Source organism: Isoptericola sp. NPDC019693, from assembly GCF_044389085.1.
In the GTDB taxonomy this organism is placed as follows: Bacteria; Actinomycetota; Actinomycetes; order Actinomycetales; family Cellulomonadaceae; genus Isoptericola.
This window is the reverse complement of sequence record NZ_JBIRXP010000001.1, coordinates 968,842-987,785: the sequence shown is the minus strand read 5'-3', so window position 1 is coordinate 987,785 and position 18,944 is coordinate 968,842. Positions and strand designations below refer to the sequence as shown.

Below are 18,944 nucleotides of genomic sequence, written 5' to 3'. Positions count from 1 at the left end.
GGCCGGGCGCCGCCGTCAGCCGCCCAGCCGGGCGAGCAGCCGGCGGGTCTGGGCGACGTACCCGCCGCCGAAGAGCACGGCGTGCACCGCCAGCGGGTACAGCTGGTGCAGCGGCACCCGCTCGCGCCAGCCGCGGGCGAGCGGCCGCTCGGCCTCGTAACCGGCCAGGATCTCGTCCAGGTGGGGCGCCCCGAAGAGCGCGAGCATGGCGAGGTCGGCCTCCCGGTGCCCGCCGTGGGCCGCCGGGTCGACGAGCACCGCCTCGGCGGCCCCGCCGGGACCGCGGGACCAGAGCACGTTGCCCGACCACAGGTCGCCGTGCACGCGGGCGGGTTCCTCCCGCGCCGCGGGGCCCGCGAGGCGGCCGAGCCGCCCGCACACCCGCTCGACGGCCGTGGCGTCCTGCGCCGTGAGCACGCCGCGCTCCCGGCCCTGCGCGACGACGGGGCGCAGGCGGGCGTGCGCGTAGAACGCCGGCCAGTCGCCCCAGGTCCCTGCCACCAGGGGCAGCGGGTCGTCGAGCGGGCCGAAGTATCCGCAGTCGGCGCCGGGCGCCAGGACGCCGAACCCGGCGGCGCCCGCGCCGTGCAGGACGGCGAGCCTGCGGCCCAGGTCCCGTGCGGCGTCGGGCGTGGCGCGCACCTCGTCGACGCGCTCCAGGTCAAGGTGGTCCGGGCCGACGCCCAGCACCCGGACGACCCGCGGCCCGCCGGGCACGGCGAGCCAGCGCAGGCCGGCCGCCTCGGTGGTGAAGAACCCTGGCGGGGCGTGCGCCCGCGACTTGCGGAAGGTGTCGTCCACGGCCGCTGCGCGAGGTCAGAAGGTGGCGTTGACCTTGATGATCTTGCGGCGCAGCCACACGCGGCGCTCGCCACCCATGTACAGGCGGGTGCGCGCGAGCTCCCACCGGCCGTACTCGGCCTCGTCGGTGAGCATCTTGCGGGCGTCGGGGACGCTGACGCCGCGGTCGATGGTCAGCACGCGGTACTCGTACTGTCCGTGCTTGCGCCAGGCGGACGGCGCGCCAGAGCGCGCGTCCGACGGCGGCGTCGACGAGATCGGAGCCATCCGCTGTCCTCCCGAGGTGTGGCGGGCGGTTTTCGTCTGCCCATTGTGCCCCGCGGGGCGCTACGGTCAGAGCATGACCGCAGACCCGCGTGCCGCGCTGGACCGCTTCGTCGCCGCGCTGGAGGCCCACTACCACGCGGTGTCGACCCGTCGGGGTGACGACGACCCGGCGGTCGACGACGCCTACGAGGTCCTGGCCGACGCGTTCGAGGTCTACGAGGACGCGCTGGCGCAGGTCTACTCCGAGGTGACGCCCTTCTTCCTCGACGACGGGGACGAAGACGACAGCGACGAGGACGACGGGGACGACGACGAAGACGACGACGAGGACGACCTCGACGCCGAGCTGGACACCGACCTCGAGGGCGACGACCTGTCCGCGTCGTCGGACGACCGTCCGGCCGACGCCCCCGGTCAGGCCTACCAGCGCTCGGGGTAGCCGATCTCCGGCGCCGAGACGTCGTCGAGCGCGCCGTGGACCTCGGCCGGCAGGTCGAGGTCGGTGGCGGCGAGCGACGCCCGCAGCTGCGCCGGCGTCCGCGCCCCCACGATCGCGCTCGCGACCGCGTCGCGGGCCAGCAGCCAGGCGAGGGCCACCTCGAGCGGCGCGCGCCCGAGCCCCTCGGCGGCGGTGGCCACCGCCTCGACCACGGACGACGCCGCGGCCTCCAGGTAGGGGTCGACGAAGGCGGCGAGGTGCGCCGACGCCGCTCGGGAGTCCGCCGGGATGGCCCGGCGGTACTTGCCGGTGAGCACGCCGCGGCCCAGCGGTGACCACGCCAGCAGGCCGAGGCCGAGGGCGTCGGCGGCAGGGGCGACGTCGCGCTCCACGCCGCGCTGCAGCAGCGAGTACTCGAGCTCCAGGGCGCTCAGGCCGGTGCCGTCGGCCTCCAGCAGCGTCGCGGCCCGCGCGGACGCCCAGCCGGGATGGTTGGAGAGACCGACGTAGCGCGCCCTGCCGGAGGACACCGCGAGCCGCAACGCCGACACGGTCTCCGCGAGCGGCGTCGACGGGTCGGGGCAGGCGACGAGGAACAGGTCCACGTGATCGGTGCCGAGGCGGGAGAGGGAGGCGTCGAGGTCGGCGAGCAGGCCCGCCCGCGACGCGTCGACCCGGGCACCCGACCGCCCGGCCCGCACTCCGCCCTTGGTGCACAGCACGACGTCGTCGCGGGAGACCTTGCCGTCCAGGAGGCTCCCGATGACGCGCTCCGCGTCCCCGTCGCCGTACGTCGCGGCGGTGTCGACGAGCGTGCCGCCCGCGTCGACGAAGTCGCGCAGCTGCTCCGCCGCGTCCAGGTCGTCGGTGTCCCGGCCCCAGGTCATCGTCCCCAGGCCCAGCTCGGACACGCGCAGGCCCGTGCGGCCCACCTGACGACGCTCCATGGCGTGCCAGGCTACCGGGAAACCTCGCAGGTCCGGGTAGTGTGACCGCCCGTGAATGCCTGGGAAGCGATCCTGCTCGGCCTGGTCCAGGGCCTGACCGAGTTCCTGCCGATCTCCTCGAGCGCGCACCTGCGCATCGTGGGGGAGCTGCTCGGCGGGACCGACCCCGGCGCCGCGTTCACCGCGATCACGCAGATCGGCACCGAGGCGGCCGTGCTGCTCTACTACCGCCGCACCATCCGGGACATCTGCGTCGCCTGGTGGAAGTCCCTCGTGGGCACCCACGGCCGCGACTGGCGCTCCCGGATGGGGGCGCACGACGACCAGGCCCGCATGGCCTGGTACATCGCGCTCGGCTCGATCCCGATCGGCGTGCTCGGGCTGCTCTTCCAGGACCAGATCGAGACGTACCTGCGCAACCTCTGGATCACCGTGACGACCCTCGTCGTCTTCGGCCTGCTGCTCGGCTGGGCGGACAAGGTCGGCCGCCGCACGCGCCGGCTCGACGAGCTCAACCCCAAGCGCGCGATCGGGTTCGGCTTCGCCCAGGCGCTCGCCCTCGTGCCGGGCGTGTCGCGCTCCGGCGGCACGATCACCGCCGGGCTGCTCATGGGCTTCACCCGCAAGGCCGCCGCCGACTACTCGTTCCTGCTCGCCATCCCCGCGGTGCTGCTGTCGGGCTTCTACCAGCTCGCCAAGTCCATGGGGGAGGACCCGGCCCCCGGGTCACCGGGAGCCGGCGCGACCCTGGTCGCGACGCTGGTGGCGTTCGTCGTCGGCTACGTCGTGATCATCGGGTTCCTCAAGCTCATCACCACGCACTCGTTCATGCCGTTCGTCTGGTACCGCCTCGGCCTCGCCGCCGTCGTCGTGGTCCTGCTCCTGACCGGCGTGCTCACCGCGGACGGCGGCATCGTCGTCTGACCCGGTGACGGCCTGGCGGCGGCCCGGTGATCTGGCCGCGCCGCAGGGCCGGTAGCCTGAGCGCGTGCGTTCCTGGCCCGCCCCGCAGATCCCCGAGCTCCCCGAACCGGCCGACGGCCGCCGCACCCCCGTCCGGGTGCACGACAGCACCACCGGACGGCTCGTGGACCCGGCCCCGGGGGGCACCGCCCGCTACTACGTCTGCGGGATCACCCCGTACGACGCGACCCACCTGGGGCACGCGAACACCTACCTGGCGTTCGACCTGCTGCACCGGGCGTGGCTCGACGCCGGCAAGGACGTGACGTTCGTCTCGAACGTCACCGACGTCGACGACCCGCTGCTGGAGCGCGCCGACGCCACCGGGGTCGACTGGCGGGACCTGGCCGCCGACCAGGTGGCGCTCTTCCGCGAGGACATGACGGCCCTCGGCATGGTGCCGCCCGCCACCTGGACGGGCGCGGTCGAGTCCGTGCCCGCGGTGGTGACCGCCGTCGAGCGGATGCTGGAGGAGGGCGTGGCCTACCGCGTCCCGGTCGAGCCGGGCGCGGGCGGGGACGACCCCTGTCTCGGCGACGTGTACGCCGACCTGTCCGCCGACCGCGACTTCGGTCAGGTGGCCCGCCTCGACCCGGAGGTCATGGCGGCCCTGTTCGCCGAGCGGGGCGGCGACCCGCAGCGGGAGGGCAAGAAGAACCCCCTCGACCCGCTGCTGTGGCGGCGCGAGCGCGTGGGGGAGCCCGCGTGGGACGGCGCGACGCTGGGCACCGGCCGCCCCGGCTGGCACATCGAGTGCGCGGTGATCGCCCGCGACGGGCTGGGCCTGCCGTTCGACCTGCAGGGCGGCGGAGCGGACCTGCTGTTCCCGCACCACGAGATGTCGACCTCGCACGACCGCCTCCTCGGGGGCGGCGGGGCGGGCGTGCACGTGCACGCCGGCCTGGTCGCGTACCAGGGCGAGAAGATGAGCAAGTCGCGCGGCAACCTCGTGTTCGTCTCCGCGCTGCGCCGCGCCGGCGTGGACCCGATGGCGATCCGGCTGGCCCTCCTCGCCCACCACTACCGCACCGAGTGGGAGTGGACCGAGGCCGACCTCGACGCCGGCGTGGCCCGGCTGGACCGGTGGCGGTCCGCGGTCTCGGGCAACGGCGGACCGGACGCGACCGCGACGCTGGCGGCCCTGCGCGCGGCGCTCGCGGACGACCTCGACGGACCCGCCGCGCTCGCCGCCGTCGACGCCTGGGCCGACGCCGCGCTGGCGCCCGGCCGCGACACCTCCGGCGACCACGAGGGCGCGCCCGGCGTCCTGGCGCGCGCGGTGAACGCGCTGCTCGGCGTCCGCCTCTGACCGGACAGGCCCTGCGTCAGCCCTTCTCGGGCCCCTTGTCGGTGCCCTTGTCCGTCCCCTTGTCGCCGCCGACGTCGCGCCGCCGCAGGTAGCGCTCGAACTCCCGGGCGATGGCCTCGCCGGTGGCCTCGGGCAGGTCGGCGGTGTCCTTCGCCTCCTCGAGCTGCTGCACGTACTCGGCGATCTCCGCGTCGTCGGACGCGAGCTCGTCGACGCCGTGCTGCCACGCCTCAGCGTCCTCCGGCAGGTCGCCGAGCGGCACCGGCGCGGCGATCAGCTCCTCGACGCGCGTGAGGATCGCGAGCGTGGCCTTGGGCGACGGCGGGTTGGCCACGTAGTGCGGCACGGCCGCCCACAGCGACACCGCCTGGAAGCCCCGCCGGTCGGCCTCGTGCTGCAGCACGCCCACGATGCCCGTCGGGCCCTCGTACGTGCTCGGCTCGACGTCGAGCACCGCCTGCAGGCCGGAGCTCTCCGTCGTGGCCGTCATCGGGATGGGGCGGGTGTGCGGCACGTCGGCCAGCAGCGCGCCCAGGGTCACCACGGTGCGGACGCCCAGCTCGGCGGCGAGGTCGAGGAGCTCGGCGCTGTACGAGCGCCAGCGGAACGAGGGCTCGATGCCGTGCACCAGCACCACGGTGCGGTCGGGCAGGTCGGCGACGGACACGGTCGTGGTGGGCCAGGTGATGGTGCGCACCCCGTCCGGCCCGGTCTCGATCACCGGACGGTTCACCTGGAAGTCGTGGTAGTCCTCGGGGTCGAGCTCGCGCACCTGACGGGCGTCCCACACGTGGGCGAGGTGGGCGAGGGCCGCCGTGGCGGCGCTGCCGGCGTCGTTCCACCCCTCGAACGCGGCGATCATCACGGTCTGCCGTGCGGCGTGGCGCCCGGTGGTCTCCGGCTCGGTCGTCATCCGTCCAGCGTATACAGCGTGGCCCGCGCCGCCGCCCGGCCCCGGGGTGTCCGGTCTCACGCGGACGGACGGGCGGGGGGACGGCGCCCGGTCCGTACGATGGACCGGTGCCCGAGACCTTCGCCCCTGCCCCGCCCAGCACCGTGCCGACCCTGCCCGCGGCCGTCCTGTGGGACATGGACGGCACGCTCGTGGACACCGAGCCGTACTGGATCCGTGCCGAGCACGAGCTCGTCGCCGAGCACGGCGGCACGTGGAGCCACGAGCAGGCGCTGCAGCTCGTCGGGAACGCGCTGACGGTCTCGGCCGCCATCCTGCGCGACCAGGGCGGCGTGGACCTGCCCGTCGACGAGATCGTCGAGCGGCTCCTCGGCCGCGTGGTCGAGCAGGTGCGCGAGCGGGTGCCGTGGCAGCCGGGCGCGCTGGAGCTCCTCACGTCGCTCGCCGACGCGGGCGTCCCGTGCGCGCTGGTGACGATGAGCTACGCGTCCTTCGCGGACGAGGTGGTCTCCCGAGCCCCCGCCGGCGTGTTCGCGACGCTGGTCACCGGTGACCAGGTGACGCGGGGCAAGCCGGACCCCGAGCCCTACCTCCTCGCGGCCGAGCGGCTCGGGGTGGACGCGGCCTCCTGCGTGGCCATCGAGGACTCGCCCACCGGTATCGCGTCGGCGCGGGCCGCGGGCATCGCGACGCTCGGCGTCGAGGCGGTCGTGCCCGTGCCGCAGCTGGACGGCCTCAGCCGCGCCGCGTCGCTGGAGTCGGTCGACGTCTCCACCCTCGCGCGCATCGGCGCCGGTGAGGTCGTGGACCTCACGTCCTGAGGGCGGGTCCCGCCGTCTCGTCCACCCCGAGCCGCTCGCGCAGCGCGCCCGGGGGGATCACGGGCGGCGTACCGCCGAACTCGGGGCAGAGCGCCTGGTGCGCGCACCAGCCGCACAGGCGGCTGCGCCGCGGACGCCAGTCGCCCGTCCGGGCGGCGTCCTGGATCGCCGACCACAGCGCGCGCACCTTGGTCTCCGTGGCCTCGAGCTGCCGCTCGACCGGCTCGGCGCGCAGCACCTGGCCGTCGCCCAGGTACAGCAGCTGGAGCACGCGCGGCACCTCGCCCCGCTCGCGCCACAGCACCAGGCCGTAGAAGCGCATCTGGAACAGCGCCGAGCCCTCGAAGCCCGGCCCGGGCGCGCGACCGGTCTTGTAGTCGACCACCCGCAGCGCGCCGTCCGGCGCGACGTCGAGCCGGTCCACGACGCCCCGCAGCACCGGCCCGTCGTCGAGCGAGGTCTCCACGCGCAGCTCCCGCGACGCGGGCTCCAGGCGGTTGGGGTCCTCCAGCGTGAAGTAGGTGCCCACGAGCCGGCGCGCCCGGCCGAGCCACGCCTCGGGCGTGGTTCCCGCCGCGTCGCCGTCCTCGTCGAACAGCGTCGCGTACCGCGGCTCGGCGTCCACGAGGCGCTCCCACTCGACCGGCAGCAGCGCGGTCGCGGCCTCGGGCGTGCGCTCGCCGCGCGGCGCGTCGTAGAGCCGCTCGAGCACGGCGTGCACCAGCGTGCCCCGTGCCGCGGCGGACGCGGGCGGCTCCGGCAGGCGGTCGACCACGCGGAACCGGAACAGCAGCGGGCAGCGCATGAAGTCGGCCGCACGCGACGGCGACAGCGCCGGGGCCCGCAGCGCCGTCGCGGACGGCTCCGGGGCGGCGGTCGTGGTCATGCGCGCCACCCTACGGCCGGGCGGTGACGGCCGGGCCCGAGGAGCCGCCGGCGGTGCCGCCCCGCGACCGGCACGCCGGGCGGCGCCCCGAGGGACGGGCCCGTGTCCCGTCGGGCCGGATAGCCTGGCCGGGTGACCTCTCGCTCCCGGGGATGGGTGGTCGGCCGCATCGCGGGCGCGCCCGTCCTCGTCACCCCCTCGTGGTTCTTCGGCGCCGTCGTCCTCACGCTCGTGTTCGCGCCTGCGGTGCGGACGTGGTTCGCACCGCAGCTGGCGACGTCGGCCGTCCTCGTCGTCGCGGGGGCGTTCGTGCTGCTGCTGTTCGCGTCCGTCTTCCTGCACGAGGTGGCCCACGCCCTCGTCGCGCGGTCGCGCGGGCACCGGGTCACGGAGATCGCGCTGACGCTGTGGGGCGGCCACACCGCCTACACCGGGTCCGGCGGGCGGCCGCTCGACGGCGCCCTGGTGGCCGTCGTCGGCCCGCTGACCAACCTCGTGCTCGCGGCCGCGTTCTGGGGCGCGTACCTGCTGCAGCCGGTCTCGTCGGTCGCGTCCGCGCTGCTCCTGGCCGGGGCGTTCTCGAACGCGTTCGTCGGGTTCTTCAACCTGGTGCCGGGGCTGCCGCTGGACGGCGGGCAGATCCTGGAGTCGATCGTCTGGGGGGCGACCGGCTCGCGCTCGCGGGGCACCCTCGTCGCCGGCTGGGCGGGTCGCGTCGTGGCCGTCGGCGTCCTCGTCGTGGCGCTGCTGTGGCCGTTGCTCGAGGGGCGCCGACCGTCGTGGGTGACGGTCGCGTGGGCGGCGATCATCGGCGCCTTCCTGTGGTCCGGCGCGGGCGAGGCCGTCAAGGGCGCGCAGGCCCGGGCCCGGGTCGCGGGGCTGTCCGCGCGAGGCCTGTCCGTGCCGGCGGTCGTGATCCCGGTCGCCGCCACGGTCGCCGGAGTCTCCGACGCCGCCGCGCAGCACCCCGGCGCGGTGGTGGCCGTCGTCGGTCCCGCCGGGGAGCCGGTCGGCTGGGTGGACCCGGGCGCGGTCGCGACCGTGCCCGCGGACCGGGCCGCCGCCACGCCGGTGGAGGCCGTCGTCGTGCCGTTCCCGCCGGGGTCGGCGGTGAGCCCCGACCTCGAGGGCGACGACCTCCTGGACCGCCTCGCCCACGGGTCCTCGGGCGCGCGGGTGGTCCCGGTCGTGGACGGCGGTCGCCTGACCGGCGTGCTCGACGTCGCGCGGGTCGCGGCCGCCCTGCGCGGGTAGCGGCCCGGCGCACGACACGGCGCACGACCCGGCGCACGTCTCGGCCGGTAGACTCGCCCGTCGTGACTTCCGCCGACGCCACCGCGCCCGAGAACCGCCCGACCGCCGACCCGGCCGCCGCCCCGGACGTGCGGCCGATCGCGCCGGGGACGGCCGGCGCCACCGGCGCGGACCTGCGCCGTGGGCCGCTGCGCGAGGGCGACCGGGTGCAGCTCACCGATCCCAAGGGGCGCCTGCACACCATCACGCTGAAGCCCGGCGGCACGTTCCACACGCACAAGGGCTACTTCCGCCACGAGGACCTCATCGGCCGCCCCGAGGGGTGGGTCGTGACCAACACGGCCGGCATCGAGTACCTCGCCCTGCGGCCGCTGCTGAGCGACTACGTGCTGTCGATGCCGCGGGGCGCCGCCGTCGTCTACCCCAAGGACGCGGGCCAGATCGTGCAGATGGCGGACATCTTCCCGGGAGCCCGCGTCGTCGAGGCGGGCGTCGGCTCCGGGGCGCTGACCATGTCGCTGCTGCGCGCCGTCGGCGACGCGGGCGAGCTGCACTCGATCGAGCGGCGCGAGGACTTCGCCGCGATCGCGCGCGGCAACGTCGAGTCGTTCTTCGGCGGGGAGCACCCGGCGTGGCGGCTGTCGGTCGGCGACCTCGCGGACGTGCTGCCCACCGTGGCGGAGCCGGGCAGCGTGGACCGCGTGGTCCTCGACATGCTCGCCCCCTGGGAGAACGTCGACCCGGTGGCCCGCGCGCTCGTGCCCGGCGGCGTGCTGATCTGCTACGTCGCGACCGCGACCCAGCTGTCGCGGACGGCCGAGGACCTGCGGGCCGACGGCCGGTTCGCCGAGCCGCAGGCGTGGGAGTCGATGGTGCGCGGCTGGCACCTGGAGGGCCTCGCGGTGCGCCCGCAGCACCGGATGATCGGGCACACCGGCTTCCTCGTCACGGCCCGCCGGCTGGCGGACGGGGTCACGCCGCCCGAGCGCACCCGTCGCCCGGCCAAGGGGTCCTACCCGGCCCCCGACGCCGAGTGGTCCGAGGAGGAGCTGGGCGAGCGCGCCGTGTCGGACAAGAAGATCCGGCGCGTGCGGCGCGACCTCGGGGTGGCTCCCGACGACGCCCAGGGCTGATCCGAGCCCGTCCCGGCCGGGCGCGCGCAGGTCACCGGGAGGTCTCGGTCGTGTGAACCTCGCGACCGGTCCGTGAAATGAACCCCCGGACACCCGCGTTGATGTCTAGGGTGCTGTACTCCGGGGGCACCTTCCCGCCCGGGAAGGTGGCCACCCGGGCCGCACGAGAGGGGATGCGATGTCCGACAACCCTGTCCGCCCGGAGCCTCGACCGGAGCAGCCGGCGCTGCCCACCGGGCCGAGCCACGACGCACAGCTCGCCCTCCTCGCCGCCAAGAACGAGCGTCTCGCCGAGGCGCTCCGCGCCGCCCGCGACCAGATCGTGGAGCTCAAGGGCCAGATCGACGAGCTCGCCAAGCCGCCGGGGACCTACGCCACCTTCCTCGCCGCGCACGACGACGGCTCCGTCGACATCTCGTCCGCGGGCCGCAAGATGCACGTCCAGGCGAGCCCGGGGCTCGACGTCGCCGAGCTGCGCCCGGGGCAGGAGGTCAAGCTCAACGAGGCCATGACCGTGGTCGAGGTCGGTGGCTACGAGCGCACCGGCGAGCTCGTCACGGTCAAGGAGGTGCTCGACGCCGAGCGGGTGCTCGTCGTCGGGCGCGCCGACGAGGAACGCGTCGTGCGCCTCGCCGGGTCGGTCGCGGACGCCGAGCTGCGGGTGGGGGACGCGCTGACGGTCGACCTGCGTAGCGGGTTCGTCTACGAGGTGGTGCCGAAGTCGGAGGTCGAGGAGCTCGTCCTCGAGGAGGTGCCCGACATCGCCTACGAGGACATCGGAGGGCTCGGCCCGCAGATCGAGCAGATCCGCGATGCCGTCGAGCTCCCCTTCTCCCACCCCGACCTCTTCCGCGAGCACGGGCTGCGGCCGCCGAAGGGCGTGCTGCTCTACGGCCCGCCCGGGTGCGGCAAGACGCTCATCGCCAAGGCCGTCGCGAGCTCGCTCGCGGGGATGGTCGCGACCGCGCGCGGCGGCGACCCGGAGGCGAAGAGCTACTTCCTCAACGTCAAGGGCCCGGAGCTGCTCAACAAGTACGTCGGCGAGACCGAGCGGCACATCCGCCTCATCTTCGCCCGGGCCCGGGAGAAGGCCACCCAGGGCGCCCCGGTCGTCGTGTTCTTCGACGAGATGGAGTCGCTGTTCCGCACGCGCGGCACGGGCCTCTCGTCGGACGTCGAGACGACGATCGTGCCGCAGCTGCTCGCCGAGATCGACGGCGTCGAGCGGCTCGACAACGTCATCGTCATCGGTGCGTCGAACCGCGAGGACATGATCGACCCCGCGATCCTGCGGCCGGGACGCCTGGACGTGAAGATCAAGATCGAGCGCCCGGACGCCGAGGGCGCCACCGAGATCTTCGGCAAGTACCTCACGCCCGAGCTGCCGATCCACCCGGACGACCTGGCCGAGCACGGCGGCAGCGAGTCCGAGGCCATCGGGGCGATGATCCGGAGCGTCGTCGAGCGGATGTACTCCGAGGACGAGGAGAACCAGTTCCTCGAGGTGACGTACGCCTCGGGCGACAAGGAGACGCTCTACTTCAAGGACTTCAACTCCGGCGCCATGATCCAGAACGTCGTGGACCGGGCCAAGAAGTCGGCGATCAAGGACCTGCTGGCCACCGGCCAGCGCGGCATCCGCGTGGAGCACCTGCTGTCGGCGTGCGTCGACGAGTTCAAGGAGAACGAGGACCTGCCCAACACCACCAACCCCGACGACTGGGCACGCATCAGCGGCAAGAAGGGCGAGCGCATCGTCTTCATCCGCACGATCGTCCAGAAGAAGGGTGGCGACGGGGCGCCGCGCACCATCGACACGGTGACGAGCACGGGGCAGTACCTGTAGTCCCACGAGATCGAGGTACCCGTCCCGAGGTCGACCCACCGTGCGTCGACCTCGAGACGGGTACCTCGATCTCGTCCGCGTCGACCTAGGGTGGGTGCCGTGAGCGTTCGTCGCGTGATGGGGATCGAGACCGAGTACGGCGTGCTGGCACCGGGGCGGCCCATGGCCAACCCGATGCTCATGAGCTCGCAGGTGGTCATGACGTACCGGGCGCTGGTGGCCAGCGCCGGGGCCCGCCCGCCGGCGCGTTGGGACTACGACGACGAGGACCCGCTGCAGGACGCCCGCGGGTTCCACCTCCAGCGCGCGTCGGCGCATCCCTCGCTCCTCACCGACGACCCGTCGCGGCCCGCCCCGTCCGGCCCCACGGCGCCGACGACGTCCGGCAGCACGCCGGCGTCCGCCCAGGTGGCCTCGGTGCCCGGCGCCCCCGGGGCGCGCGGGAGGTCGCGGGCCGCCCGGCAGGAGCCGGAGGAGGTGGAGCGGCCGGCGGTCGAGGACTACGACGACCCGAGCGCCGCCAACTGCATCCTCACCAACGGTGCGCGCCTCTACGTCGACCACGCCCACCCCGAGTACTCGTCGCCGGAGGTCACCGGGCCGCGCGACGGCGTGCTGTGGGACGTCGCGGGGGAGCGCGTCATGCTCGCGGCCGTGCGCTCGCTCGCCCAGGTGCCCGGGGGCGACGTGGTGCTCTACAAGAACAACGTGGACGGCAAGGGGGCCAGCTACGGCACCCACGAGAACTTCCTGGTCGACCGGGCGCTGCCGTTCGGCACGCTGGTCGAGCTGCTCACGCCGTTCCTCGTGACCCGCCAGGTGTTCGCGGGCTCCGGCCGGGTCGGGCTCGGCCCGACGGGCGCCGAGGCGGGCTTCCAGCTCTCCCAGCGCGCGGACTACATCGAGGCCGAGGTGGGTCTGGAGACCACCCTGCGCCGGCCGATCGTGAACACCCGCGACGAGCCGCACGCGGACCGTGCGCGGTGGCGCCGCCTGCACCTCATCATCGGCGACGCCAACCTCTTCGAGGTCGCGACCTACCTCAAGCTCGGCACCACCTCGCTGGTGCTGTGGGTGCTCGAGCACCTCGACGAGCTGGCCGAGGCCGGAGTGCCCGCCCGGGACGAGCTCGGCGCCCTGCGGCTCGTCGACCCGGTGGCGGACGTGCAGCGCGTGTCGCGCGACCTCTCGCTCGCCGCCCCGCTCGAGCTCGCCGACGGCCGCCGGCTCACGGCGCTCGAGATCCAGGAGGCGTACGTCGACGTCGTCGCCCGCTCGGTCGCGGCCCTCGGCACCTCGGGCGGCACGCCGGGAGGCGGACCCGGCGACCAACCCGGCGGCGAACCCGGCGATGAGGAGACTGCGGAGGTGCTCGACCGCTGGGCGTCGGTGCTCGGCCGGCTCGCGACCGACCCGGAGACGTGCGCGCGCGAGGTCGAGTGGGTCGCGAAGCGGCGGCTGCTCGAGCGGATGCGGGTGCGGGACGGCCTCGGCTGGGACCACCCGCGGCTCCACGCGCTGGACCTGCAGTGGACCGACGTGCGCCCCGAGCGGGGCGTCTACCACCGCCTGGTCGCCTCGGGCGCTGTCGAGCGTCTCGTGGACGAGGAGCGGGTGGCGGACGCGGTGCACCACGCGCCGGCGGACACGCGGGCGTGGTTCCGCGGCGAGGTAATGGCCCGGTACGCCGACCAGGTGTCCGCGGCGAGCTGGGACTCGGTGATCTTCGACGTCCCGGGGGCGGCGGCCCTGCAGCGGGTGCCCATGCTCGACCCCTCGCGCGGCACGCGCGCCCACATCGGCGCCCTCCTGGACGCCAGCCCCGACGCCGCGGCGCTCCTCAAGGGGCTGCGCGGCGAGGGGTGACCGGCGACGCGTCGTCCGCTCGGCGGCCTGACCGGCGGCGACGTCCCGCGCGCCCCGGGCACGGGTGCGCGGGTGGACTCGTTCAGCCCTGGGCGCAACCCGCGTGGACGTCACCGCGCGGTGTCGCCCGCAGCGCATAGGCTGGCGTCGCGAGACTCTCCCGGGGCTCCTTCTCGAGGGGCTCCGCAGCAGCGAAGGAGGCGGACCATGGCCGGTCAGGAACGGATCAACCCGCAGCACGAGGACCGTACGCCGGACGACGACGCGGACGCCCCCGCCCCGGTCGCCCCGGCGGCGACGGACCGGGACGCCGAGGTGGACTCCCTGCTGGAGGAGATCGACGAGGTCCTCGAGAGCAACGCCGAGTCGTTCGTGCGGGGCTTCGTCCAGAAGGGCGGTCAGTGAGCGCCCATGACCCACGCTGACACCTCGGGGCGGCTGCCGGACGCGTTCCTGCGCCCCGGCTCGTCCTCGTTCGTCGACTTCCTCGCGGGACACGCGCCCGACCTGCTGCCCGGGCGGCGCGACGTCGGGGGCACGGGCGCGCCCGCCGACGGTCTGGCGCCGCACGCGACCACCATCGTCGCCCTGACGTTCGGCTCGGACGACGGCGGCCGCGGCGTGATCATGGCGGGCGACCGCCGGGCCACGGCGGGCAACCTCATCGCCAGCCGGGAGATGGAGAAGGTCTTCGCCGCCGACGCCTACTCGGTGGTCGGCATCGCGGGGTCCGCGGGCGTGGCGATCGAGCTCGTGCGGCTCTTCCAGCTCGAGCTGGAGCACTACGAGAAGATCGAGGGGTCCTTGCTCTCCCTCGACGGCAAGGCCAACCGCCTGTCCACGATGATCCGCGGCAACCTGCCCCTCGCCCTGCAGGGCCTGGCGGTCGTGCCGCTGTTCGCGGGCTACGACCTGGACCGCGGGTACGGGCGGCTGTTCAGCTACGACGTCACCGGCGGACGGTACGAGGAGCACGACCACCACACCGTCGGCTCCGGCTCCGTGTTCGCGCGCGGCGCGCTGAAGAAGCTGTGGCGGCCGGGGCTCGACGCCGACGCGGCCGTCGGCGTCGCCGTGGAGGCGCTCTACGACGCCGCCGACGACGACAGCGCCACCGGCGGCCCGGACCCGGTGCGGCAGATCTGGCCCGTCGTGAACGTCGTGACCGTGGACGGCGTGCGGCGCGTGGCCGACGACGAGCTGTCCGCGACGGTCGAGCGGATCGTCGCCGAACGAGGGGCCGCCCACCGGGCCGCCCACGGAGACCGCCCCGCCGGTGGTGCCCGCAGCGGTGGCCAGGGGGGTGCACGCGCATGACCATGCCGTTCTACGTCTCGCCCGAGCAGCTGATGAAGGACCGGGCGGACTTCGCCCGCAAGGGCATCGCCCGGGGCCGGTCCGTCGTCGTGCTGGCGTACGAGGGCGGGATCGCCTTCGCGACGGAGAACCCGTCGCGCGCGCTGCACAAGATCTCGGAGATCTACGACCGCATCGCGTTCGCCGCGGTCGGCAAGTACAACGAGTTCGAGAACCTGCGGGTCGCGGGCGTGCGCTACGCGGACCTGCGCGGGTACTCCTACGACCGCACCGACGTCACCGCGCGCGGGCTCGCCAACGCCTACGCGCAGACGCTCGGCACCGTGTTCACCACGGAGTCCAAGCCGCTCGAGGTGGAGCTGGTCGTGGCCGAGGTCGGGGACACGCCGGCCGCCGACCAGATCTACCGGCTCTCCTACGACGGGTCGGTGGCCGACGAGCACGGGCACGTCGTCATGGGCGGCCAGGCCGAACAGCTGGGCGCCCGGGTCGCGGACGCCTGGCACGAGGGGATGACGCTGCCGCAGGTGCTCGCGCTCGCGGTGCGCACCCTGGGTGCCGTGGGGTCGGACGGGTCCGTCGCCGCCGAGGGGGAGGAGCGCGAGATCGCGCCCGCCGGCCTCGAGGTGGCGGTGCTGGAGCGTGCGGGCCGGCGGCGGGCGTTCCGCCGGCTCCAGGGCGGCGCGCTGGCGGGCCTGCTCGAGCAGGCCGGCGACTGAGCCGGGTCGGACAGCAGGATCGGCAGCAGGGTCGAGCGAGGGGAGACGTCGTGGACCGCAGGATCTTCGGTCTGGAGACCGAGTACGGGGTGACGTGCGCCGCGGACGACGGGCGCGGCCTGTCCGCGGACGAGGTGGCCCGCTACCTGTTCCGCAAGGTCGTGGCGTGGGGGCGGAGCTCGAACGTCTTCCTGCGCAACGGCTCGCGCCTCTACCTCGACGTGGGGTCGCACCCCGAGTACGCGACGGCGGAGTGCGACGACGTGCACCAGCTCGTCGCGTACGACCGCGGCGGCGAGCGCATCCTCGAGGGCCTGGTCGCCGACGCGCAGCAGCGGCTGGAGCACGAGGGCCTGTCCGGCAAGGTGCACCTGTTCAAGAACAACACCGACTCCGCGGGCAACTCCTACGGCTGCCACGAGAACTACCTCGTGCGCCGGCAGGGCGACTTCTCCCGCCTGTCCGAGGTGCTGGTCCCGTTCCTGATCACCCGCCAGGTGCTCACCGGCGCGGGCAAGGTCCTCGCCACCCCGCGGGGCGCCGTCTACTGCCTGTCCCAGCGCGCCGACCACATCTGGGAGGCCGTCTCCAGCGCCACGACCCGGTCGCGGCCCATCATCAACACGCGCGACGAGCCGCACGCCGACGCGGAGAGCTACCGGCGCCTGCACGTCATCGTCGGCGACTCGTCGATGGCGGAGCCGACGACGATGCTCAAGGTCGGCGCTACCGACCTGGTGCTGCGGCTCGTCGAGTCCGGGGTGCCGATGCGCGACCTCACCCTCGAGAACCCCATCCGCGCCATCCGCGAGATCAGCCACGACCGCACCGGCCTGCACCCCGTCCAGCTCGCCAACGGCCGCACCGCCACCGCCGTCGACATCCAGTGGGAGTACTTCCACCGTGTGCGCGAGCACGTGGACGCCCACGCCGGGGCGACCCCCGTGGTCAAGCAGGTCCTCGACCTGTGGGAGCGGGGCCTGCGGGCGCTGGAGTCGGGCGACCTGACGCTCGTGGACCGCGAGCTCGACTGGGTGATCAAGCTCAGGCTCATCGAGCGCTACCAGGCCAAGCACGACCTGGCCCTGGACGACCCGCGCATCGCCCGGCTCGACCTCGCCTACCACGACATCTCCCGCACGGAGGGGCTGTACAACCTGCTCGCCGCGCGCGGCATGGTGGAGCGCGTCGTCACCGACCTCGAGGTGTTCGAGTCCACGGCGGTGCCGCCGCCCACCACGCGGGCCAAGCTGCGCGGTGACTTCGTGCGGGCCGCGCAGGAGGCGCGCCGCGACTACACGGTCGACTGGGTGCACCTGAAGCTCAACGACCAGGCGCAGCGGACCGTGCTGTGCAAGGACCCGTTCAAGAGCGTGGACGAGCGCGTGGATCGGTTGATCGAGTCGATGTAGGGCCGGGGACGCGGGGCGCGGGAGCTTCTCCGCGCGGACGCGTTCACGGGCGCCAGGGCGCCCTCCACTTCGGGAGGGATACGTCCGCGCGGAGAAACTCCCGCGCCCCGCTCGGTGCACCGCCCCGGCGCCGTCGTGGGTGTGCACGCGCCGCGGCCTACGGCACGCCGTCGGCCTGCGGTCGTGCGCGGGGAGCGGACCGCTGGGCGGGCGTGGCCTGCAGCCGTGGCAGACTGTCGCGGTGCTCCGCCGTGCGACCCTGCTGATCTCTCTGCTGCTCGGTGGCGCGCTCGTGCTCGGCGGGTGCGGGTCGTCGGTGCTGGACGACCTCGGGGGCGGGCCGTCCGGGGTGCCGTCGGCGTCGCCCGTGCAGGTGTCGGGAGCGGTGGGCGAGCCGCCCGCACTCGAGTACGAGCAGCCCTACGACGTGGTGCAGGCGGGGGCCCGGACGGTGTGGCCCGGGTCCGGCGACCCCGTGGTGGACGGCGAGCCCGTGCTGCTCAACCTGTACGCCGAGGACGGGCGCGACGGGACCGTCATCTCGAGCACGTACATCGACGCGCCGGGCTGGTACACGATGTCCCCGGAGTCGCTCGGCTCCAACCTCTACGAGACGCTGCGCGGCCAGAAGGTCGGCGCGCGCATGCTCCTGCTCGAGGAGGACGGCGGGGTGCCCGTGATCCTCGTCGTCGACGTGCTCCCGACGCACGCCGCGGGGGCCGAGGTGGCCGTGGCCGACGGGCTGCCGACCGTCGAGCGCGGGCCCGACGGCGCGCCGGAGGTCACCGTGCCGAAGAAGGCCGACCCGCCCACCGACCTGCAGGTGCAGCCGCTGCTGCGGGGCACAGGACCGCAGGTGCAGGTCGGGCAGGTCGTCACGATGCGGTTCACCGCCGTGCGGTGGAGCGACGGCCGGCAGTTCGACACGACGTGGACCCCCGGGACGCGGCCGCAGTCCGCGACGATCGGCATCGGCCAGCTCGTCGACGGCCTCGACCAGGGGCTGATCGAGCAGACCGTGGGCTCCCAGGTGCTGCTCGTGGTCCCCCCGGGCCTCGGCTACGGTGGCACCAGCAGCGACCTCGCCGACGAGACCCTGGTCTACGTGGTGGACATCCTGGACGCGCACTTCCAGGTGACCGAGGAGGAGACTCCCGGCCAGGGCAAGGGCGACGACGGCGGCGACCCGGGACGGGACGCGCCCGAGGAGTAGTCCGGCGACCGGCCGGCGAGAGCAGCGACGAGAGCAACGAAGGAAGGGTGAGTCCCGCATGTCCGTGGCCGTCCGTGTGATCCCGTGCCTCGACGTCGACGACGGACGGGTCGTCAAGGGCGTCAACTTCACGAACCTGCGCGACGCGGGCGACCCCGTGGAGCTCGCCTCCCGGTACGACCGCGAGGGCGCCGACGAGGTGACGTTCCTCGACGTGTCCGCGTCCTCCGGGGACCGCGCCACGATGATCGACGTGGTGCGGCGCACCGCCGACCAGGTGTTCGTCCCCCTCACGGTGGGCGGCGGCGTGCGCTCGACCGACGACGTCGACCGGCTGCTGCGGGCGGGCGCGGACAAGGTCGGCGTGAACACCGCCGCCATCGCGCGACCCGAGCTGGTCGCGGAGATCGCGGCACGCTTCGGCCGCCAGGTGCTCACCCTGTCCGTCGACGCCCGCCGCGTCACCGGGGAGACCGTGACGGCGTCGGGCTACGAGGTCACCACGCACGGCGGACGCCGGGGCACCGGCATCGACGCGGTCGAGTGGGCCGCGCGCGCCGCCCACCTGGGCGCCGGGGAGATCCTGCTCAACTCCATGGACGCCGACGGCACCACCTCCGGCTTCGACCTGGACATGCTCGCCGCCGTGCGCGAGAAGGTCGACGTGCCGCTCGTCGCCTCGGGCGGCGCCGGGGTGCCGGAGCACTTCGTCGCCGCGGCCCGGGCCGGGGCCGACGCCGTGCTCGCCGCGAGCGTCTTCCACTTCGGCACGCTGACGGTCGGCCAGGTGAAGGCCGCGCTGGCCGAGGCGGGCATCGAGGTGAGGCAGTGAGCGCCT

Annotated in this window: 19 protein-coding genes; 14 read left to right on the top strand and 5 right to left on the bottom strand. The window is 74.5% G+C overall.

Going from position 1 to position 18,944, the window contains the following annotated elements; genetic code table 11:
• Nucleotides 1-15 precede the first annotated feature (15 nt).
• Both ACH436_RS04665 and ACH436_RS04660 read right to left on the bottom strand, forming a co-directional pair.
• Nucleotides 16-801 carry a fructosamine kinase family protein gene (locus tag ACH436_RS04665; RefSeq protein WP_430558988.1) on the bottom strand — a complete coding sequence of 262 codons (786 nt, stop codon included), beginning with the start codon at nucleotides 799-801 and terminating at the stop codon, nucleotides 16-18.
• Nucleotides 802-816: 15 nt separating this feature from the next.
• Nucleotides 817-1,068 carry a DUF5703 family protein gene (locus ACH436_RS04660; protein ID WP_430558987.1) on the bottom strand — a complete coding sequence of 84 codons (252 nt, stop codon included), beginning with the start codon at nucleotides 1,066-1,068 and terminating at the stop codon, nucleotides 817-819.
• 73 nt (nucleotides 1,069-1,141) lie between these two features.
• Between ACH436_RS04660 and ACH436_RS04655 the strand changes: the two genes are divergently transcribed.
• Nucleotides 1,142-1,507 (top strand): primosomal protein, encoded by a 366-nt coding sequence (locus ACH436_RS04655; protein ID WP_430558986.1) that lies wholly within the window; start codon nucleotides 1,142-1,144, stop codon nucleotides 1,505-1,507.
• Here the strand turns inward: ACH436_RS04655 and ACH436_RS04650 are convergent.
• Nucleotides 1,489-2,454 carry an aldo/keto reductase gene (locus ACH436_RS04650; RefSeq protein ID WP_430558985.1) on the bottom strand — a complete coding sequence of 322 codons (966 nt, stop codon included), beginning with the start codon at nucleotides 2,452-2,454 and terminating at the stop codon, nucleotides 1,489-1,491. The two genes, ACH436_RS04655 and ACH436_RS04650, sit on opposite strands and share 19 nt — an antisense overlap.
• Nucleotides 2,455-2,505: 51 nt before the next feature.
• Between ACH436_RS04650 and ACH436_RS04645 the strand changes: the two genes are divergently transcribed.
• Both ACH436_RS04645 and mshC read left to right on the top strand, forming a co-directional pair.
• Complete coding sequence (locus tag ACH436_RS04645; RefSeq protein WP_430558984.1) at nucleotides 2,506-3,378, top strand: undecaprenyl-diphosphate phosphatase; 873 nt, start codon at nucleotides 2,506-2,508, stop codon at nucleotides 3,376-3,378.
• Nucleotides 3,379-3,442: 64 nt separating this feature from the next.
• Nucleotides 3,443-4,726 (top strand): cysteine--1-D-myo-inosityl 2-amino-2-deoxy-alpha-D-glucopyranoside ligase, encoded by a 1,284-nt coding sequence (mshC, locus tag ACH436_RS04640; protein ID WP_430558983.1) that lies wholly within the window; start codon nucleotides 3,443-3,445, stop codon nucleotides 4,724-4,726.
• A gap of 16 nt (nucleotides 4,727-4,742) precedes the next feature.
• On the opposite strand, the gene ACH436_RS04635 is transcribed toward mshC, so the two are convergent.
• Nucleotides 4,743-5,639: a PAC2 family protein gene (locus tag ACH436_RS04635; protein WP_430558982.1), complete on the bottom strand. Its 897-nt coding sequence runs from the start codon at nucleotides 5,637-5,639 to the stop codon at nucleotides 4,743-4,745.
• Nucleotides 5,640-5,746: 107 nt separating this feature from the next.
• On the opposite strand from ACH436_RS04635, the gene ACH436_RS04630 reads away from it, so the two are divergent.
• A complete protein-coding gene (locus ACH436_RS04630) occupies nucleotides 5,747-6,460 on the top strand; it encodes an HAD family hydrolase (protein ID WP_430558981.1) in 714 nt (237 codons plus the stop codon).
• On the opposite strand, the gene ACH436_RS04625 is transcribed toward ACH436_RS04630, so the two are convergent.
• Nucleotides 6,450-7,346 carry a RecB family exonuclease gene (locus ACH436_RS04625; RefSeq protein WP_430558980.1) on the bottom strand — a complete coding sequence of 299 codons (897 nt, stop codon included), beginning with the start codon at nucleotides 7,344-7,346 and terminating at the stop codon, nucleotides 6,450-6,452. The two genes, ACH436_RS04630 and ACH436_RS04625, sit on opposite strands and share 11 nt — an antisense overlap.
• Nucleotides 7,347-7,478: 132 nt before the next feature.
• Here ACH436_RS04625 and ACH436_RS04620 point away from each other — a divergent pair, with 132 nt between their 5' ends.
• From ACH436_RS04620 to hisF, 10 genes are all read left to right on the top strand, one after another.
• Nucleotides 7,479-8,600, top strand: coding sequence for a site-2 protease family protein (locus tag ACH436_RS04620; protein WP_430558979.1), 1,122 nt, complete (start codon nucleotides 7,479-7,481; stop codon nucleotides 8,598-8,600).
• 62 nt (nucleotides 8,601-8,662) lie between these two features.
• Nucleotides 8,663-9,733, top strand: a complete 1,071-nt coding sequence (locus ACH436_RS04615) for a tRNA (adenine-N1)-methyltransferase (RefSeq protein ID WP_430558978.1) — start codon at nucleotides 8,663-8,665, stop codon at nucleotides 9,731-9,733.
• A 178-nt stretch (nucleotides 9,734-9,911) separates the two neighbouring features.
• Nucleotides 9,912-11,579: a proteasome ATPase gene (gene arc / locus ACH436_RS04610; RefSeq protein ID WP_430558977.1), complete on the top strand. Its 1,668-nt coding sequence runs from the start codon at nucleotides 9,912-9,914 to the stop codon at nucleotides 11,577-11,579.
• A 117-nt stretch (nucleotides 11,580-11,696) separates the two neighbouring features.
• On the top strand, nucleotides 11,697-13,445 hold the full coding sequence (dop, locus tag ACH436_RS04605) for a depupylase/deamidase Dop (protein ID WP_430559155.1): 1,749 nt from the start codon (nucleotides 11,697-11,699) through the stop codon (nucleotides 13,443-13,445).
• Nucleotides 13,446-13,652: 207 nt separating this feature from the next.
• The gene (locus tag ACH436_RS04600; protein ID WP_430558976.1) at nucleotides 13,653-13,850 is read left to right on the top strand and encodes a ubiquitin-like protein Pup; all 198 of its coding nucleotides are present in this window, start codon (nucleotides 13,653-13,655) and stop codon (nucleotides 13,848-13,850) included.
• Nucleotides 13,851-13,856: 6 nt separating this feature from the next.
• Nucleotides 13,857-14,762, top strand: a complete 906-nt coding sequence (gene prcB / locus ACH436_RS04595; protein ID WP_430558975.1) for a proteasome subunit beta — start codon at nucleotides 13,857-13,859, stop codon at nucleotides 14,760-14,762.
• Nucleotides 14,759-15,481: a proteasome subunit alpha gene (prcA, locus tag ACH436_RS04590; protein WP_430558974.1), complete on the top strand. Its 723-nt coding sequence runs from the start codon at nucleotides 14,759-14,761 to the stop codon at nucleotides 15,479-15,481. Before prcB ends, prcA begins: the two co-directional genes overlap by 4 nt.
• A 50-nt stretch (nucleotides 15,482-15,531) precedes the next feature.
• The gene (gene pafA, locus ACH436_RS04585; RefSeq protein WP_430558973.1) at nucleotides 15,532-16,893 is read left to right on the top strand and encodes a Pup--protein ligase; all 1,362 of its coding nucleotides are present in this window, start codon (nucleotides 15,532-15,534) and stop codon (nucleotides 16,891-16,893) included.
• Between the two features lie 241 nt (nucleotides 16,894-17,134).
• The gene (locus ACH436_RS04580) at nucleotides 17,135-18,106 is read left to right on the top strand and encodes an FKBP-type peptidyl-prolyl cis-trans isomerase (RefSeq protein WP_430558972.1); all 972 of its coding nucleotides are present in this window, start codon (nucleotides 17,135-17,137) and stop codon (nucleotides 18,104-18,106) included.
• A 58-nt stretch (nucleotides 18,107-18,164) separates the two neighbouring features.
• Nucleotides 18,165-18,938: an imidazole glycerol phosphate synthase subunit HisF gene (hisF, locus tag ACH436_RS04575; protein WP_430558971.1), complete on the top strand. Its 774-nt coding sequence runs from the start codon at nucleotides 18,165-18,167 to the stop codon at nucleotides 18,936-18,938.
• Nucleotides 18,939-18,944 lie beyond the last annotated feature (6 nt).

Coding starts and splice junctions, on each gene's coding strand:
- ACH436_RS04660 (WP_430558987.1), bottom strand. CDS start 1,068: ATGGCTCCGATCTCGTCGACGCCGCCGTCGGACGCGCGCTCTGGCGCG.
- ACH436_RS04655 (WP_430558986.1), top strand. CDS start 1,142: ATGACCGCAGACCCGCGTGCCGCGCTGGACCGCTTCGTCGCCGCGCTG.
- ACH436_RS04650 (WP_430558985.1), bottom strand. CDS start 2,454: ATGGAGCGTCGTCAGGTGGGCCGCACGGGCCTGCGCGTGTCCGAGCTG.
- ACH436_RS04635 (WP_430558982.1), bottom strand. CDS start 5,639: ATGACGACCGAGCCGGAGACCACCGGGCGCCACGCCGCACGGCAGACC.
- ACH436_RS04625 (WP_430558980.1), bottom strand. CDS start 7,346: ATGACCACGACCGCCGCCCCGGAGCCGTCCGCGACGGCGCTGCGGGCC.
- arc (WP_430558977.1), top strand. CDS start 9,912: ATGTCCGACAACCCTGTCCGCCCGGAGCCTCGACCGGAGCAGCCGGCG.
- dop (WP_430559155.1), top strand. CDS start 11,697: ATGGGGATCGAGACCGAGTACGGCGTGCTGGCACCGGGGCGGCCCATG.
- ACH436_RS04600 (WP_430558976.1), top strand. CDS start 13,653: ATGGCCGGTCAGGAACGGATCAACCCGCAGCACGAGGACCGTACGCCG.
- prcB (WP_430558975.1), top strand. CDS start 13,857: ATGACCCACGCTGACACCTCGGGGCGGCTGCCGGACGCGTTCCTGCGC.
- prcA (WP_430558974.1), top strand. CDS start 14,759: ATGACCATGCCGTTCTACGTCTCGCCCGAGCAGCTGATGAAGGACCGG.
- hisF (WP_430558971.1), top strand. CDS start 18,165: ATGTCCGTGGCCGTCCGTGTGATCCCGTGCCTCGACGTCGACGACGGA.